At 70.1% G+C, this 15254-nt stretch carries 17 protein-coding genes; 11 read left to right on the top strand and 6 right to left on the bottom strand.

Going from position 1 to position 15254, the window contains the following annotated elements:
* Positions 1-104 precede the first annotated feature (104 nt).
* Both ACFVHV_RS39955 and ACFVHV_RS39950 read right to left on the bottom strand, forming a co-directional pair.
* Complete coding sequence (locus ACFVHV_RS39955) at positions 105-635, bottom strand: NUDIX domain-containing protein (RefSeq protein ID WP_380358299.1); 531 nt, start codon at positions 633-635, stop codon at positions 105-107.
* Positions 632-1984 (bottom strand): tetratricopeptide repeat protein, encoded by a 1353-nt coding sequence (locus ACFVHV_RS39950; RefSeq protein WP_380358296.1) that lies wholly within the window; start codon positions 1982-1984, stop codon positions 632-634. Before ACFVHV_RS39950 ends, ACFVHV_RS39955 begins: the two co-directional genes overlap by 4 nt.
* A gap of 298 nt (positions 1985-2282) precedes the next feature.
* On the opposite strand from ACFVHV_RS39950, the gene ACFVHV_RS39945 reads away from it, so the two are divergent.
* The 6 genes from ACFVHV_RS39945 (at position 2283) to alaS (ending at position 8724) form a co-directional block, all read left to right on the top strand.
* On the top strand, positions 2283-3116 hold the full coding sequence (locus ACFVHV_RS39945) for an aspartyl/asparaginyl beta-hydroxylase domain-containing protein (protein WP_380358294.1): 834 nt from the start codon (positions 2283-2285) through the stop codon (positions 3114-3116).
* A gap of 36 nt (positions 3117-3152) precedes the next feature.
* Positions 3153-4025, top strand: a complete 873-nt coding sequence (locus ACFVHV_RS39940) for a hypothetical protein (RefSeq protein WP_380358291.1) — start codon at positions 3153-3155, stop codon at positions 4023-4025.
* Positions 4022-4621, top strand: coding sequence for an LOG family protein (locus tag ACFVHV_RS39935; protein WP_380358289.1), 600 nt, complete (start codon positions 4022-4024; stop codon positions 4619-4621). The genes ACFVHV_RS39940 and ACFVHV_RS39935 overlap by 4 nt, the downstream gene beginning before the upstream one ends.
* Positions 4618-5169 (top strand): orotate phosphoribosyltransferase, encoded by a 552-nt coding sequence (locus ACFVHV_RS39930; protein WP_380358286.1) that lies wholly within the window; start codon positions 4618-4620, stop codon positions 5167-5169. The genes ACFVHV_RS39935 and ACFVHV_RS39930 overlap by 4 nt, the downstream gene beginning before the upstream one ends.
* Positions 5166-5834 carry an HAD family hydrolase gene (locus tag ACFVHV_RS39925; RefSeq protein WP_380358283.1) on the top strand — a complete coding sequence of 223 codons (669 nt, stop codon included), beginning with the start codon at positions 5166-5168 and terminating at the stop codon, positions 5832-5834. The genes ACFVHV_RS39930 and ACFVHV_RS39925 overlap by 4 nt, the downstream gene beginning before the upstream one ends.
* 229 nt (positions 5835-6063) lie before the next feature.
* Entirely contained in the window at positions 6064-8724 is a 2661-nt protein-coding gene (alaS, locus tag ACFVHV_RS39920) for an alanine--tRNA ligase (protein WP_380358280.1), read from the top strand.
* Between the two features lie 73 nt (positions 8725-8797).
* On the opposite strand, the gene ACFVHV_RS39915 is transcribed toward alaS, so the two are convergent.
* The gene (locus tag ACFVHV_RS39915; protein WP_380358278.1) at positions 8798-9259 is read right to left on the bottom strand and encodes a GNAT family N-acetyltransferase; all 462 of its coding nucleotides are present in this window, start codon (positions 9257-9259) and stop codon (positions 8798-8800) included.
* Positions 9260-9572: 313 nt separating this feature from the next.
* Between ACFVHV_RS39915 and ACFVHV_RS39910 the strand changes: the two genes are divergently transcribed.
* Genes ACFVHV_RS39910 through ACFVHV_RS39900 form a run of 3 tightly spaced genes read left to right on the top strand, consistent with a single transcriptional unit; the run spans position 9573 to position 11097 of the window.
* Complete coding sequence (locus ACFVHV_RS39910) at positions 9573-10013, top strand: hypothetical protein (RefSeq protein WP_380358275.1); 441 nt, start codon at positions 9573-9575, stop codon at positions 10011-10013.
* Entirely contained in the window at positions 10013-10441 is a 429-nt protein-coding gene (locus ACFVHV_RS39905; RefSeq protein ID WP_380358272.1) for a hypothetical protein, read from the top strand. Before ACFVHV_RS39910 ends, ACFVHV_RS39905 begins: the two co-directional genes overlap by 1 nt.
* Before the next feature lie 5 nt (positions 10442-10446).
* Positions 10447-11097, top strand: a complete 651-nt coding sequence (locus tag ACFVHV_RS39900) for a hypothetical protein (protein WP_380358270.1) — start codon at positions 10447-10449, stop codon at positions 11095-11097.
* A gap of 525 nt (positions 11098-11622) precedes the next feature.
* Here the strand turns inward: ACFVHV_RS39900 and ACFVHV_RS39895 are convergent.
* Positions 11623-12288 carry a hypothetical protein gene (locus ACFVHV_RS39895; RefSeq protein ID WP_380358267.1) on the bottom strand — a complete coding sequence of 222 codons (666 nt, stop codon included), beginning with the start codon at positions 12286-12288 and terminating at the stop codon, positions 11623-11625.
* 110 nt (positions 12289-12398) lie between these two features.
* On the opposite strand from ACFVHV_RS39895, the gene ACFVHV_RS39890 reads away from it, so the two are divergent.
* Entirely contained in the window at positions 12399-13025 is a 627-nt protein-coding gene (locus ACFVHV_RS39890) for a TetR/AcrR family transcriptional regulator (protein ID WP_380358265.1), read from the top strand.
* Between the two features lie 9 nt (positions 13026-13034).
* On the top strand, positions 13035-13679 hold the full coding sequence (locus ACFVHV_RS39885) for a TIGR03085 family metal-binding protein (RefSeq protein ID WP_380358262.1): 645 nt from the start codon (positions 13035-13037) through the stop codon (positions 13677-13679).
* A 54-nt stretch (positions 13680-13733) separates the two neighbouring features.
* Here ACFVHV_RS39885 and ACFVHV_RS39880 read toward each other — a convergent pair whose 3' ends face one another.
* Together ACFVHV_RS39880 and ACFVHV_RS39875 are read right to left on the bottom strand one after the other, a co-directional pair.
* On the bottom strand, positions 13734-14366 hold the full coding sequence (locus ACFVHV_RS39880) for a PASTA domain-containing protein (RefSeq protein ID WP_380358259.1): 633 nt from the start codon (positions 14364-14366) through the stop codon (positions 13734-13736).
* Positions 14366-14911 (bottom strand): SigE family RNA polymerase sigma factor, encoded by a 546-nt coding sequence (locus ACFVHV_RS39875; RefSeq protein ID WP_380358256.1) that lies wholly within the window; start codon positions 14909-14911, stop codon positions 14366-14368. The genes ACFVHV_RS39880 and ACFVHV_RS39875 overlap by 1 nt, the downstream gene beginning before the upstream one ends.
* Positions 14912-15254 lie beyond the last annotated feature (343 nt).

Here is a 15254-nt window from a genome sequence, read left to right as displayed (position 1 = left end):
GTTTTTTTTTTTAAAACTACACTCCCCCCTATTAAAAAAAAACTTTTTTCCTTGGGGGGGTTTGGGGGGGGGGCCACGGGCCCGCCCCCCCCCCCACACCGCAGTCAACCCTGCCATGAGTCGAGGGAAATGCTCGGACCATCGCCGAGGTAGCTGATCAGTGCCCCCTTAGTGGTGGAGACGAATTCGTCCGGTACGGCATCGACACCGACCCACGCCACTTCCGAGTGCTTGTCAGGCTCCCCGTTGGCAAGTTCGCCGGACCACCGATGAGCGGCGAAGACGACGGTCAGAAAGCCGTTGGGCGCCTCGACGCCCCGGGCCCCGTGGATGACGTGGGCCAGGCACAAATCCTCAGGGCTGACAACGAGTCCTGTCTCCTCCCTGAGCTCACGCACCGCGGTCTCCGTGATCGGCTCGCCGGGTTCGTTCTTGCCAACCGGCAGATCCCACATGCCCTGCGCAAACTTCGCCTTGGGCCCTCTCCGCAGGAGAACGACCCGCTGGGCTTCGAGATCATGGACGATGACAGCCGCGACCAGCAAGGTCATCGACTCCGTGGCCGGTTCGAGAGTGCTCTGATCAACGGTCGAGTGAGCCACGTCGGTGGGTCCTTCCTGCGGTGCGGCTGTCATGTCAGTGCCTCGCGTACGCGGCGTTCCAAGTCAACGGCTCCTGGGACACCACGCCTACGGCAGACCGCCAAGCGTGGGCGAATCGAAGAGATCGCCTTTCTCGTCCGATCCGAAGTCATACCTTCCATCAGATCGAGCGCCCGCCCCCAGATCGCCACCGCCTCGTCCGCCCGCGCCTGCGCCTCCACGCTGTCGCCGAGATCGGCATAGGTGAGGGCATGGACTCTCCTGTACTTCTCGGCGTCCCAACGGATCAATGCGGCACGGTGCTGCCGCTCCGTTCCCACGTGATCTCCAAGATCAGTGAGAGTACGCGCCGTATGGCTGGCGACGGTGCCGGCTGCCGGTCCACTGACGAGCGAGAAGCTCGGCTGCTGATCGCCGCCACGGGTAAGCGAGTTCTCCGCTGCGAGGAGCGCCTTGGCTGCCGCAGGCTTATCACGGATTGCAGCAAAAGCGCGTGCATGGGTGATGTGGAGCAACGCTTCGGTCCTACTGTCCACCCGTCCGATGCTTCGGGTGAGCGCGTTCTCGATCAGCGCGACACAGTGGTTGGACAGCTTGAGGCTGAGCGCTTGGTGGGCCAGGGCACGCATCATCCAACCGGCATGACCATGAGGATCGGCCTCGACAGCGAGCTGGTAGCCGACCTGGTAGTAGCGCTGGGCCGCGCCTTCTTGGCCGAGATCATGGTGCTTCCACCCCGCAAGGTAGCCAAGTTCAGCGACCGCCCCGAAGGCCCGACGCCGCGTATCTTCGTCAGGAAAACGGCCATTGAGCATCGGGGCTGCCGTGTCGGCAAGATAGGCGGTCACGGTCGTCAGTCCATGCCCGCCGCCGAGCCGTTCGTCCGCCGCGCTGAACACTGCCGTGATCTGTCGGACGACTTCGACTTCCAGCTCGCCCACCCTCGCCATGCCGGTTCGAGCTCGCATCAGACGCGAAACCGGTTCGGGGTCGTAGAGCAGCGGCATCGCCACTCCGGTGGTGGTAAAGGCAGCAGCAGCCAGGAAGGTCCGACGCTCCACATCGGCGCGACCGAGGTTGGCGGCCGCCTCCACTGGATCGAGACTCGCCGCCAACGACTCTTCCGGACTCGCGAAGCCGAGTTCGGCGAGGGTGACGCGGCGCCCGGAGCGACGGGACAGCGCCTCCGCGATGTACTGACCTACTTGCCCGGCCGGCTGTGCGCCATTGATCCAGTGGGCCACGACGGACTTGTTGGTCAACAAGCTCTCGCCATTCTCCGCACCGACCCGCCGCACCGCGCCCGCCAACGACTCATAGGTACATCCGGCGGCTGAAATAGCCTCCCTGAGGCGGTGATTGGGCTCTTTGAACGTGGCCACGACCGATCCTCCGACTTGGAGCAGTAAACCGCGTAAACCACTCTACGTGTCGAATCGCCTACCCATCGTGCCCCTGGATCGGTTCACTGAACAGTGCCTGCCGGGACCACCTCCCGCAAACCCGGCCCCCTGTCGGTGCCACACCCGGCGCCGCCATCCCGACCACCACGTCGCTGTCCATGCACTCCCGACAGCGAAGCGTGGGATCAGGTGTGCCGGCAGCGGCGCCCGATCCGATTCATCCAGCACCACGTGCCCTCCGGCTCGCCATGCCGAAAGCCGGAACAGGAGGGAACCGATGGACAACACCCTGACCGCTCTGGCCGGGCAGATCGCCCAGCTGGACGCCGTGGACTCCGCCCCCTTGGAGCGGATGCGCCACGAAGCCCTGACCGCCCAGGCCCCCTGGAAGGAGGAGTACGGCGCCTACCAGTCCGGCGGCTGGTGGACCACCTCGCTGATGAACGCCTCCGGCGACGCCGCCGACGTGACGATCGGCGACTGCGCCGCCCGTCCGACCGACCTGCTGGGCCGGATGCCGGCCACCGCCGCATTCCTGGCCGACCTCGGCCTGGACTTCATGTGGGTGCGGCTCGCCCGGCTGGAGGGCAACGCCTTCCTCTGGGAGCACCGCGACTACGACGAGCTCGACCAGGTCGAGCGGCACCGGCTGCACGTCCCGCTGCACACCAACAGGTCCGCCTTCCTGGTCACCGGCGGCACCAAGGTGCACATGACGGGCGGGCGGATCTGGCGGCTCACTCCGACCTACGCCCACGGGGTGTGCAACCTGCTCGGCCCGGACCGGATCCACCTGATCGCCGACGTGTACGCCGACGACGCCTACCGGCACCTGGCCCGACGCCCCGCGCTCAGCCCGGTGGTCGCGGAGCCGCTGCCCGTCGCCGACCAGACGGTCCTGGTCGCGCGGCTGGAGAGCGCCCGCAACATGGCCACCCTCGGCTACACGGAGGCGGCCGAGCGGATGCTGCTGCGGCTCTTCTACACCTACGCCCTGCCGGAAGGCACGGTCTACGACCTGATCGCCGAGCTGCACACCTCCCTCGGCGACATGGAAGCCGCGACGCGCTGGGAGACCGCCAAGCGCCGCCTGCTCGCCATCCCCGCCTGATCCCAGCCCGCACCTACGCCCGGAAGGAAGAAGCGCATGCCCACCCTGCAACTGGCGGCGATCACCCAGGCCAACCGGCCCGCGCAGCTGCCGCTGCTGTCGAAGCTCGCCGACATCCTGGCCACCTCCCCGGCGGTGACCCACCTGATGGTCCGAGGGTCGCTGGCCCACGGCACCGCCGACCGTCTGTCCGACGTCGACTTCGTCGCCGGCGTCCAGGACGCCCGGTTCCCGTCGTTCGTCGAGGCCCTGGACACCCTGATGCCGGTCGAGGCCGGCGCCCTGCTGCCCGGCTGGCGCGACACGATCGTCGCCGACCTCGGCGGTGTCGGGATGGTCTTCCTCGTCCCGGACGAGGGCAAGCTCCACCAGATCGACCTCTACGTCGCGCCGGCCTCCCGGATCCCGCGGCTGCAGGAGACGGTCAGCACTGCCGTCCTCCTCGACCGACGGCCCGGACCGGTCACCGCGCCGGACGTCGCGGCGGCCGAGAGCTTCGCCGCCGCCTTCCTCGCCCGGCCGCGCTCCTGCGTCGAGCTGCTGATCGAACACCTGGTGCTGGCCGTTCTCCTGCACAAGCGGATCAAGCGCGGCCAGCGGTTCGTGGCGTACTCCGAGTGGCACCGGTTGCACACGGCCACGAAGGACCTGATCAAGACCGCCCTGGCCCCCGCCTCCCGGTTCTGGGGCTGGTACCAGCTGCGCGAGGAGATCGCCGTCACCCCGATCGGCCGCGCCTGCCTGGGCGACCTGGACGCCGCGATCAGCGGCCCGGCCGTCCCGGAGGCGGCCGACGTCACCGAGGCGATCGAGCGGGTGCTCGCCCTGGCCGAGCGGGCCTGCCCGCAGGCGCTCGACGGCCTGCACGACGCCGTCGCCGCCTACCGCACCTACCAGGAGCTGGTGTGAACGCACTCCACCTCGCGGGCCCGGCCGCCAGCCGGGCCCGCGAGGGCCTGACCGCCGTCTTCTTCGGCGGCGTCGTCCCCGCCTCCGCCCAGGAGGAGACGCCGGCCGAGGAGATCGGCCGGGCCCTCGCCCACGCCGGCTACCAGCTCCTGCACGGCGGCTACAACGGGCTCATGGAGGCCGCCGCCCGCGGAGCCGGAGGCCAGGGAGCCACGGTCGCCGCCGTCACCCTGACCGGCAAGCACGACGAGTGGGGCGCGTTCAACCCCCACACCACCCTGTCCGTCCACCTGCCCGACCCCGGCGCCCGCCTCAACCACTACCTGGAGAACGCCGACCTGGTCGTCGCCATGGGCGGCGGAGCCGGCACCCTCCACGAGCTGACCGCTGCCCTCTACTACGCGACCACCATCCGGCCCGTGCCGGTCTGTCTCGCGGGCGCGTCGGCCCTTCGCCTGCTCGCCTTCCTGCGCGAGGAGCGGTGGCTGTACGAGACCCCGACCCGGCCGCTCGGCTTCCTCACCACCGTCGAGTCCGCCGACGCCTTCCGCGCCCACCTGTCCTCGCTCGGCACCACCCCGATCGGAGGAGCATGATCACCCGCACCCCACCGGCCGGCCTCGCCGCCCGGCTCGCCGAAACCGCGTGCGTCAACGCCCCGTTCAAGCTCGCCGACGGCGGACGGCTCGACGCGTACTTCGACGAGTACCGGCTCGCCTCCGACCCCGCGCTCCTGCGCGACACCGCCACCGCCATGGCTGACCTCGTCCCCGACGGCGCCCAGGTGCTCGCGGGCATCGAACTCGGCGGTGTCCCCCTCGTCGTGGCGCTGTCCGCCGCCACCGGCCTGCCCGCCGTCTTCGTGCGCCGCAGGCCCAAGAGCTACGGCTCGCGCCACCAGGTCGAAGGCCTTCCCATCGACGGCCGCCGCATCGTCCTGGTCGACGACGTGGTCCGCTCCGGCGGCCAACTGCTCCACATGGCACGCATCCTGCGGATGGTGGGCGGACCGGTCACCCACGCGCTCTGCGTCCTGGAGCGCCCGCTCGGCGGCCGGACATTGCTGGCCGAGCACCGCGTCACCCTGAACTCGCTGTTCACCGAAGCCGACCTGCCGTCACCCCGGGCGGGCGGTGCCGCGTGAAGCGAGCCGTGCTCTTCGACCTCGACGGCGTCCTCGTCGACAGCCGGGACGCCCAACTCGCCACTTTGGCAGGCTATGCGACCGCCGCCCTCGGCAAGCGGGTGACCGTCGCCGATCTCCCGGCCGGCGCCGCGACCACCCCGCGCGAGTACGTCCTGTCCGACCTCGGACTGGACGGATCGATCAACGAGGAAGGCTGGGCCGCGGCGAGCGCCACGGCCACCCTGACCGCCGAGGTGTTCCCGTACGTCGCCGAGACCCTCGCCGCGCTCCGCGAGGCCGGAGTCGGCACCGGTGTCGTCACGCTGCGAAGCCGCGAACGGGTCAACTGGCTGCTGCCGCAGGGCATCCTCGACCAGCTGGACACCGTCGTCTGCTACGAGGACGCCCAGCCCAAGCCCGCCCCCGACGGCGTCCTGCTCGCCCTCGACCGGCTCGACGTCACCCCGAGGGCGGGCATCTTCGTCGGCGACACCGAGACCGACATCCACGCCGCCCACGCCGCGGGCGTCACCGCCGTCGGCGCCGGCTGGGGCTTCGCCGGCCCCGAAGCGCTCACCCGGGCCGGAGCCCACCTCGTGATGCCCCGCGCCGACCACGCCGCCTTCGTCCTGCCCCTGCTGGTCGGCATCGGCCGTCAGGAGGACAACTCCAAGCGATCTTGACCCCGGAGCCGCTACTGTTGGTGGCGCAGTCGCAGCGCACCGTTGCGTCCGTTGTCGGCTGCGCCACCTCAGAGCGACGGATACCGGAGTCATGGTCTACACCGTGGGGGCGCGAGCCATCTGCGCCGAGCTGGAGAACTGAGAACCACTCAGTCCTCGTTCTCGGCCCGGCTCGGCGTGTGATCACCCCCCCACCTCTCCGCGACTCTTCCGTGAGGGCCCTACCGCCATGCGCTCGACGCAGATCCGCTCCACCTTCCTGGACTTCTTCACCTCACGCGGCCACCGCCACGTCCCGTCCAGCCCGCTCATCCCCTCCGACCCGACCCTGCTGCTGGCCAACGCCGGCATGAACCAGTTCAAGCCCTACTTCCTGGGCGAGGTCACCCCGGAGTACCCCCGCGCCACCACCATCCAGAAGTGCGCCCGCACCTCCGACATCGACAACGTCGGCCGCACCAACCGGCACGCCACGTTCTTCGAGATGATGGGCAACTTCTCCTTCGGCGACTACTTCAAGGCCGACGCCATCGCTTACGCCTGGGAACTCCTCACCCAGGGCTACAACCTGGAGAAGGACCGCCTCTGGATCACCGTCCACCAGAGCGACGACGAGGCCGAACAGCTCTGGCGCAAGATCGGCGTCCCCGCCGAGCGCATCCAGCGCCTCGGCGCGGACAACTTCTGGGACATGGGCGTCCCCGGCCCCTGCGGCCCCTGCTCCGAGGTCAACTACGACCGGGGCCCGGCCTTCGGGCGCGAGGGCGGCCCGGCCGTCGACGGCGAACGGTACGTCGAGATCTGGAACCTCGTCTTCATGCAGTCCATGCGCGGCGAGGACGACGACAACGGCACCTTCCCGATTCTCGGCGACCTCGCCCAGCAGAGCATCGACACCGGCCTCGGCCTCGACCGCCTCGCCGCGATCCTCCAGGACGTCGAGAACGTCTGCAGCACCGACCTCCTCCTGCCCACCCTGACCACCGTCCAGGAACTCGCCGGCCGTGACTACCCGGGCAGCGGTTCCGGTGGTGAGGAGAAAGTCTCGTTCCAGGTCGTCTCCGAGCACGCCCGTTCCATCGCCTACCTCATCGCGGACGGCGTGCTGCCCGCCAAGGACGGCCGCGGCTACGTCCTGCGCCGTCTGATGCGCCGGGCGATCCGGCACGCCCGCATGCTCGGCATCGACCAGCCCGTCCTCGCCCCGGCCACCGCCAGCGTCATCGCCAACCTCGGCGACGTCTGGCCCGAACTCACCAGCCAGGCCAGCCTCATCGAGCAGGTCGTCATCGCCGAGGAGGAGTCCTTCACCCGCACCCTCACCCAGGGCACCCGGCTGCTCAACGCCGCCATCACGCGCAGCCGTGAGGGCCGTTCCACTGCCCTCACCGGTGAGACCGCCTTCGAACTGCACGACACCTACGGCTTCCCCGTCGAGCTGACGATCGAGGCCGCCCGCGATGCCGGCCTGACCGTCGACGAGGACCGCTTCACCGCCCTGCTCGCCGAACAGCAGAAGCGCGCCAAGGCCGGAGGCAAGGCCAAGACCGCCGAGGCCCTGCGCCGCCAGGACGCCTACCGCGAACTGTCCGCCCGCCACGGCCGCACCGACTTCGTCGGCTACGACCGCCTCGACACCGAAACCACCGTCCTCGGCATCATCTCCGACGGCACCGTCGTGCCCGGCGCCGACCAGGGCAGCACGCTCGAACTGGTCCTGGACCGCAGCCCGTTCTACGCCGAGTCCGGCGGCCAGGTCGGCGACAGCGGCACCATCCGCACCACCGGCGGTGCGCTCCTGGAGGTCCTGGACACCAGGCTCGGCCTGGAGGGCTTCCACGTGCACACCGTTCGCGTCTCCGAGGGTGAGATCCGGGCCGGCGAGCAGGCCGAAGCCCTGGTCGACGGCCCGCGCCGCGACGCCGTCGCCCGCTCCCACACCGCCACCCACGTCCTGCACGCCATGCTCCGCCGCACCCTCGGCGACCACGCCCGCCAGCACGGCTCCCTTGTCGACGCCGGCCGCCTGCGCTTCGACTTCGCCCACTTCTCCGCCCTCGACCCCACCCAGCTCGCCGCCATCCAGGCCCTCGTCAACGACCACCTCCTCGACGGCCCCGAAGTCCGCATCTGGCACGCCACCCGCTCAGAGGCCGAGGCTGCCGGAGCCACTGCCCTGTTCGGCGAGAAGTACGGCGACCAGGTCCGCATCGTCGACATCGGCGACTTCTCCCGCGAACTCTGCGGCGGCACCCACGTCCCCCACGGCTCGAACGCCGGCCCCGTCCGCATCCTCGGCGAAGCCTCCATCGGCTCCAACCTGCGCCGCATCGAAGCCCTCACCGGCCGCGACGCCCTCACCTACCACGACACCGAACGCCGCCTCCTCGAAGAAATCTCCACCCTCCTCGGCACCCGCCCCCAGAACGCCCCCGACACCCTCCGCAAGCGCCTCCACGCCCTCACCACCGCCCAGCAGGAACTCGCCCGCCTCCGCGACACCGAGCTCCGCACCCGCGCCCAGCAGCTCGCCGCCTCCGCCCGTACCGTCCCTGGCGGCCGGATCGTCACCGAGAAGGTCGCCGACCTCAGCCCCGACGAAGTCCGCACCCTGGCCACCTACACCGCCGACATCCTGGACGCCAACCGTGCCATCGTCGTCCTGGGCGCCGAGCACGACGGCAAGGCCCTCCTCGTCGCCGCCATCACCCACAGCCTCCACAGCACCGGCACCCAGGCCAGCCAGATCCTCGTCCCGTCGGCCCGCCTGGTCGGTGGCGGAGCCGGTGGCGAGGGCACCGTCGCCAGCGCCGGCGGACGCCGCCCCGGGGCACTCGACCAGGCGCTCGCCCTGGCCGCCCAGGACGCAACCCAAGTTCTCGGGCAGTAGAGCCAGGCCACCCTGGCACGGGCTGGAGGCTTCCCATCCCCGGGAGGTCCCGCCAGCCCGTGCCACCTCCGATTCAGACCATCAGGTCCTTCAGCAAGACCACACTCTCGTAGTTGGTCACATCCCACCGCCACGTCCCGACCGACACGTACCCCCGCCTGCGGTACCAGCCGACCAACTCGACGGCCTCCGCCGACGTATCGATAACAGCCGCCGTGGAACCGAGCGCAACGATGCGATCCTCCGCCAAGGTCAACAGCCGCTGTCCGAGGCCCGTCCCCTGATACGTGGGATCCACCGCAAACTGCCAGAACGAGCCCGCTCCCGCTGGGGCCGGATACCCCTCGGGAATCGGGTACGGGGCCGCCACCGTCACCGATCCCACCAGCTCAGCGGCCCGGAAGGCGAGCCAGCACTCCCCGTTCCTCACTCGGTCGACCGTGTCCTGTACGGACTGGTACGACGCGAAGAAGACTCGACCAGCCGCGGCGTGATCGGCGTATGCACGATGAAGCAAACGCGTGAGCTCCTCCACAGAGTCGCCCTCAGTGAACCGCCGCACGGCGGGACCTGCCGAAGGTCTGGGGGATGCCGAGATGCGGGCTGAACGAGCGGTCACGAGACCAAGTGTTGGCTGGACGGCGGACCCCTGCCAGTTGTGCCGTGAGCATTCGGAGACAAAGGTTCGAATGTGCAAGCACCGCTATGTCATCGAGCAACGTCAAGCTGAAAATATGACTTGCTTTGCATCGAGGTCCTTGTTGTCAATACGAGACGCATCGGGTCGGCGCCGAGGGTAGGTTCCTGGCTGTATCGCATCGACCACGCCACCCGGGGGAGACCGGAAAATGCTCGATCCCGCTCTAGTCGCTATCGCGACCGGCGCAGGCGGAAACATCGCCGCATCGATGATCACAGGGGGAGCCCTCGTCATCCGAGCGCGGATCGTGGAGCTCTTCCGCAGAGGCACCCCTGACGAACAGGCCTCAGCCATGGCCGCCTTCGACAGCGACGCGCGAGTTCTCGCCGAGTGGACTCGTGCCACCGAACACAACACCGAGTTCGCGGCCGAGCTTTCCCGTGCCACGGAGCGGATCTCACAGGAGTGGACCAACCGTGTAGGGGAGTATGTCACGGCCCACCCAGAGGCTCGACCCGACCTTGAAGCTCTCACCGTAACGGGAACAGTCTCGAATTCCGGCACTCAGCGCAACACCGGTTCAGGGACTTTCGTCAACGGGGCTGTTATCGGAGGAGTTCATAACTCTTACGGCTGGGGAGCCTGCTGATGCCTACCGCTCCAGATAAAGTTCCCCGCAGACAGCACAATACGGGATCCGGTACGTTCGTCAACGGAAATGTCTTCGGCGGCGTGCACAACTACGAGCTACTCGACAAGGAAACAAAGGCACACCTGGCCCAGATCGCAAAGACCTCGCCCGATCTAGCGAATCTCCTCGCCGACGCGGCCGCTCGAAGTGCGCAGGATGCGGCTACCGCCGACCTGATCGCCGTGACTGCAGGACGATTCCACCTCGCGAGTTCCGTGGAACTCCTTGCATCCGCGACGAAGGCTCTTGAGCGAATGTCATTCTCCAATTCGGTCGAGCTTTTAGCCTCTACTGCGAGGGACCTTGCGGCACTTACCCCCAAGCTCCTCACTGCGGCCGACGAGCTCAGATCAAGCCGGCGCGGCCGCCGGGATTGGGAGCAGTAAGCACAATGCCTGACTCCCAGCCCAGAGAGCAGCGCAATGACGGGCCCGGCACGTTCATCAACGGAAACGTCGAGGGCGGCGTGCGGAATCTTTTCTTCTTCGAATCCGCAAGCGGCAATGGCTTCAATCGTCACAAACAAGAAAGTCGGAGCCCGAAAGAGCGAAGCGAAACCGAGGATGATGACGACCCTGGAGATGCCCTGCTTGGCACAATAGCGCTAGGGTCGATGCCATTAGGAGCAATCGGCCATTCTATCGGCCTGCTGCCGGTAGGCGGCTGGTCCGACCATCCTTCCATCCTGGAGCGACTCCTTATCGGACTGGCCGGTATTATCGGTCTAATTCTGTGCACAGCATGTGCCCTCGCCAGGCTCGCCCAGATCTTCGCGCTGTGGGCAGCAAGAGCTTCCGGCTCGGCAAAAGCCAACGCGCCGAGGCATGGCCGGATTGCGGCTGGGAACGCGAGGACCGCCAGCTCGGCGGCATTGTTCGCCCACATCTCGGCGGGGCTCACATCGGCCCTCGCCGTACTTTTTGCATGGTTTTCTCTCGGCGCTACCGTCTCAAGGCGGGCGCACGACGCTGCTGGCGAAGCTGCGGCATCGGCAACGGCGGCATGGGCTCACGTTCGAGAAATCAGCACCAAGCCTCGGTGAGCGCCCTCGGCGGCGGAGCAAGCCTGTTAGCTCGCGGTCGGCCCCATGTCGTCGGCTCGCCTGACCTGCTCCGACCGGGAGCACAGCTCCGCCTGCGAAGCCACGCTGGTCAGGTCGAGAAGAAGAACGCCTGCACTGGTGGCTCAACTGGCAGTTTTCCGAAGTAGGGTCCTCGATCGCCAAGGCTGCGGCAGCCAGTCGTCTAGCCTCAGCTGCGGTCTCATTCACCGCCCCGCTACATCTTGGATCACACCCTGCGCAGCGACCTGCTTCGAGCCCCCCGCCCAACTGTCAATGGTGAAGCACAGAAGGAAGGATCCGCATCCGCGAGAGGTCACCGTCACCGCCGACGACATGGGGCACCAGCCGCGACACGTGGACCATGCCCGGGCCACCGGTATGCTCCGCCTTCACGCAGGCCCGGACCGCTTAGCGGTCCGGGCCTGCGTCGTCTCGTGGTTGCAGTTTTGGTTGCAGTCGCCGTCCCGCTTGCCGGCGTGCCGCGAGCGGCCGCCGGGCTGCGGGTCAGGCCGTCCGGCCGGGGGCCGGGCGGGGCAGGCGGCGGAGCGCCCAGACGGCCGCCGCGAGGGCGAAGCCGTAGACGGACACCAGCCCGTGGCCGTTCTCCTGGGCGAGCCACATGGCGAGGCCCAGCGCGGGGACGCCGGCGGCCAGGGCGATCTCCTTGGGGAGGCGGGTGCGGGTGAGGAGGGCGAGGGCGAGGGTGGCGCCGAGGAAGTAGGTGGCGCCGGAGCTGCCGGCGAAGTTGCGCGGGTCGGTGCTGGGGCCGCCGCCGAGGCCGAGCAGGGTGTCGATGCGGCCGGGCAGCAGGATGCCGGCGAGGAAGAAGCCGAGGGTGAGCGGACCGCCCCAGTACCAGTGGGCGAGCGCGGCGACGGCGGCGAGGGTGACGAGGTTCCACAGGCCGCCGAACAGGCCGCCGTTCTGCATGAACACCGAGGTGAGCTCGCGCCACCAGCCGGACTTGGCGGGGTCCGCGTCCAGCGCGTCCATCGCGCCGGACCAGAGGAGTTGGAGCAGCACGCCCGCGACGGCGACCGCGGTCAGGGCGATCGCCGCCCACGGGAGCGGGCGTCCGCGCAGGGTGTCGCGGCCCACCGCGCCGAGCCCGCAGTTGACCATCATGACCATCAGTGCGGCCGTGGTCACGTTGAAGACGATCGCCCCCATGTCCGGCTCCTCCCCCTGGCTCCGGCGTTTTCCAACACCGTTCGAAAACTTGATGGGGCAAAGCTAGCACAGTTTTCGAACGGTGTTGGAAAACGCTGTACGGTGAGGTCATGAAGCTCACCAAGGACCGCATCGTCGACGCGGGCATGGCCGTCTTCGCCGAGGTCGGCTACCAGAACCTGTCCATGCGCCAGGTCGCCGACCGGCTCGACGCCCACGCGGGCAGCCTCTACTACCACGTACGCGGCAAGGACGAACTCCTCGCCCTGATGGCCGACCGGGTCTGCCGCCGGGCCTACGACGCCGGCACCCGGGCCCTCACCGCCCTCCCACCCACCGCCACCTGGCAGGACCGCACACAGGCCCAGGCCACCGCCCTGCGCCTGAGCATCAAGCAGCACCCCGGCGGCGCCCAACTCCTCGCCGAGAGCCCCGGCATGCTCAGCACCGGCGCCCTCTCCCTGATGGAACGCCTCCTGCGCACCCTCCTCGACGCCGGCCTGCCCGCCGACCACTGCCACATCGCCGCCGACACCCTGCTCAGCCACGTCACCGGCTTCGTCCTCCAGGAGCAGAACCAGCCCGCGACACCCCCACCCGTCACCGCCGAGCTCTACACCGAACTGCGCGAACGGTTCCCCCTCCTCATGGACCCGTCCGCGCCCCGCCACAGCCAGGACGAGAAGTTCGCGCGAAGCGTCCGCCTGCTCTGCGCCGGCATCGCGACGCTCCCCTAGGCTGACGGCATGTCGAACCACGCCCTCGCCGAACGCCACCGGCTCGCCCAACTCCTCACCGCCGCCGGGCCGGACGCGCCCACGCTCTGCGCCGGGTGGACCACCCGGGACCTCGCCGCCCACCTGGTGGTCCGGGAGCGCCGGCCCGACGCGGCGGCCGGCATCCGGGTCGGGGCGCTGGCCGGGTGGACGCGGCGGGTGCAGGACGGGTACGCCGAGCGGCCGTACGAGGAACTGGTGCGGCTGTTCCGGGCCGGGCCTCCGGTCTACTCCCCGTTCGCCCTGCCCGGCGCGGACGAGGCGGCGAACACCGTGGAGTACTTCGTCCACGCCGAGGACGTCGTACGGGCGGCCGAGGACTGGACCGCTCAGCCCGTGCCGCCCGGGCGCGCCGAGGCCCTCTGGCGCCGCCTCCCGCTCATCGCCCGCCTGGAGGCGGGCCGCCGCTCCCCCGTCCGCCTGGCACTCACCCACCCGGACGGCCGTTCCCTCACCGTCGGCCCGGCCGGAGCCGCCACCGTCCGCGTCACCGGAGAACCCGGCGAGCTGGTGCTCTTCACCTACGGCCGCGGGGCCCTGACCGCCCTCGCCGTCGACGGTGCCTCCGACGCCGTCGAGGCCCTGCGCCACGTCCTTCCCCTGCCCCCGAGGTAGCAGCGGAACGGGGGCCGGGTGGCCGCCGGCCCACGCGCGGCCGGGGGTGGGCGGTCAGCTTCCGGGGCGGCCCTTGGAGACGAACAGCTGGACGACGCCGTTCGCCGCCGCGGTGCGCCCGGCCTGCGGCTCGGAGTTGACGACCGACCCGGCGGGCACCTTCCAGTCGGTGAGTTCGTGGACCTCGTAGCGCAGCCCGGCCGCGTCCAACAGCCGGGTGGCGGCGTCCCGGGACAGGCCGGTGACCGCGGGGACGGTCACGGTCGCGGTGCCGGGCGCGGGCGGGGCGACGGGGGAAGGGGTGCCTTCGGTCGCCGACGGCGCGAGCGCGGACGCCGACACCGGGGCGGAAGGAGCGGAAGAAGCGGCAGGGGAGGCGGGCGAGGCAGGGGCCGGTGGCGCTGACTGGACGGCCGGGCCCGGCGCGGTCCCCGCCGGGCCGTCGCCGCCGCCCGGCGATCCGGGCAGGAGCAGGGCCGCGCCCGTCGCGATGGCGGCCACCGCCGCCACCGCCGCGACCCCGGCGAGGGCGGTGCGACGGCGCACCGCGCGCCGGATTCCGGCGGCGTCGATCACGGGGGTGGGGGTGTTGTCGGCGAAAGCGGTCATGGCGGCGAGGAGTTCCTTGTCGAAGCCGGGGTCGGGGGCGGGGGCGGAAGCGGGGTCCTGGGGCGGGAAGCGGATCATCACGCACCTTCACGCGAGGTCGACGACGCGGACGGGACGTCCTGCCGGGGCAGCGCGGCCCGCAGTTTCGCGAGCCCGCGGGCGAGTTGCGAGCGCACGGCGCCGGGGGAGATGTCGAGGGTCTGCGCGATCTCCCGGTCCCCCAGGTCGTGGAGGTAGTACAGGACGACCACGGTGCGCATCCCCATCGGCAGGGTGTGCAGCGCCGCGACGAGCTCGGCGCGCAGCTCCACCGACCGGTAGGCGTCGCGGGGGTCGGGGCGCTCGATGACGGGTTCCGGCGCGGGGCGCTCACCCGAGCGGTGCAGGCGCCGCCAGCGGTCGTTGGCCAGGTTCACCAGGATCCGGCGCACGTACGCCTCGGGCACCTCCGCGCGCGCGACCCGCCGCCAGTGTCGGCAGGCCCGTTCCAGGGCCTCCTGCACCAGGTCCTCCGCGGTGTGCGCGTCCCCGGTGAGCACGTACGCCGTGCGGAACAGCGCGCCCGCACGCTGTTCCACGAACTCGACGAAGTCGATCCCGGGACTGGCCCTGCGCAGCCTCACCCGCGGCCTCACTCTCTCTCCCGCCGTCTCTTCCGCCCCCCTGACGGCCCCCGTCCGCCCGCTGCTGCACGGCGGGCGGGGAAGTGACGCGGCTCACAGCGGGCCCCGGCCGCCTCCCCGGCTGTCCCAGGCCGTCCCGGGCCGTCCCCGGCCACCTCCCAGGCCGTCCCCCCGGCGGCTTCCCCGGCTGCGGATGTCAGTGCCCGGGTGCAGACTCGCAGGTGGCCGGGGTCCGCCCCGGGCCACCCGGCCGTCCCATCCGTCGAAGGGCACACCGCCATGCTCACCACCGACTTCCCCATCGGCTCGCCCTGCTGGATCGACCTGGGCAGCCCGGACATCC

It is taken from the genome of Kitasatospora sp. NPDC127116 (assembly GCF_042677365.1).
GTDB classification, from domain to species: Bacteria; Actinomycetota; Actinomycetes; order Streptomycetales; family Streptomycetaceae; genus Kitasatospora; species Kitasatospora lactacystinica.
Note: the sequence above shows the minus strand (reverse complement) of the source record. Positions and strands in the feature narration are given on the sequence as shown.

Excerpts from the sequence above, each read along its gene's own strand:
- ACFVHV_RS39955 (WP_380358299.1), bottom strand. The coding sequence starts at position 635 with ATGACAGCCGCACCGCAGGAAGGACCCACCGACGTGGCTCACTCGACC.
- ACFVHV_RS39945 (WP_380358294.1), top strand. The coding sequence starts at position 2,283 with ATGGACAACACCCTGACCGCTCTGGCCGGGCAGATCGCCCAGCTGGAC.
- ACFVHV_RS39940 (WP_380358291.1), top strand. The coding sequence starts at position 3,153 with ATGCCCACCCTGCAACTGGCGGCGATCACCCAGGCCAACCGGCCCGCG.
- ACFVHV_RS39930 (WP_380358286.1), top strand. The coding sequence starts at position 4,618 with ATGATCACCCGCACCCCACCGGCCGGCCTCGCCGCCCGGCTCGCCGAA.
- alaS (WP_380358280.1), top strand. The coding sequence starts at position 6,064 with ATGCGCTCGACGCAGATCCGCTCCACCTTCCTGGACTTCTTCACCTCA.
- ACFVHV_RS39910 (WP_380358275.1), top strand. The coding sequence starts at position 9,573 with ATGCTCGATCCCGCTCTAGTCGCTATCGCGACCGGCGCAGGCGGAAAC.
- ACFVHV_RS39905 (WP_380358272.1), top strand. The coding sequence starts at position 10,013 with ATGCCTACCGCTCCAGATAAAGTTCCCCGCAGACAGCACAATACGGGA.
- ACFVHV_RS39900 (WP_380358270.1), top strand. The coding sequence starts at position 10,447 with ATGCCTGACTCCCAGCCCAGAGAGCAGCGCAATGACGGGCCCGGCACG.
- ACFVHV_RS39895 (WP_380358267.1), bottom strand. The coding sequence starts at position 12,288 with ATGGGGGCGATCGTCTTCAACGTGACCACGGCCGCACTGATGGTCATG.
- ACFVHV_RS39890 (WP_380358265.1), top strand. The coding sequence starts at position 12,399 with ATGAAGCTCACCAAGGACCGCATCGTCGACGCGGGCATGGCCGTCTTC.
- ACFVHV_RS39885 (WP_380358262.1), top strand. The coding sequence starts at position 13,035 with ATGTCGAACCACGCCCTCGCCGAACGCCACCGGCTCGCCCAACTCCTC.
- ACFVHV_RS39880 (WP_380358259.1), bottom strand. The coding sequence starts at position 14,366 with ATGATCCGCTTCCCGCCCCAGGACCCCGCTTCCGCCCCCGCCCCCGAC.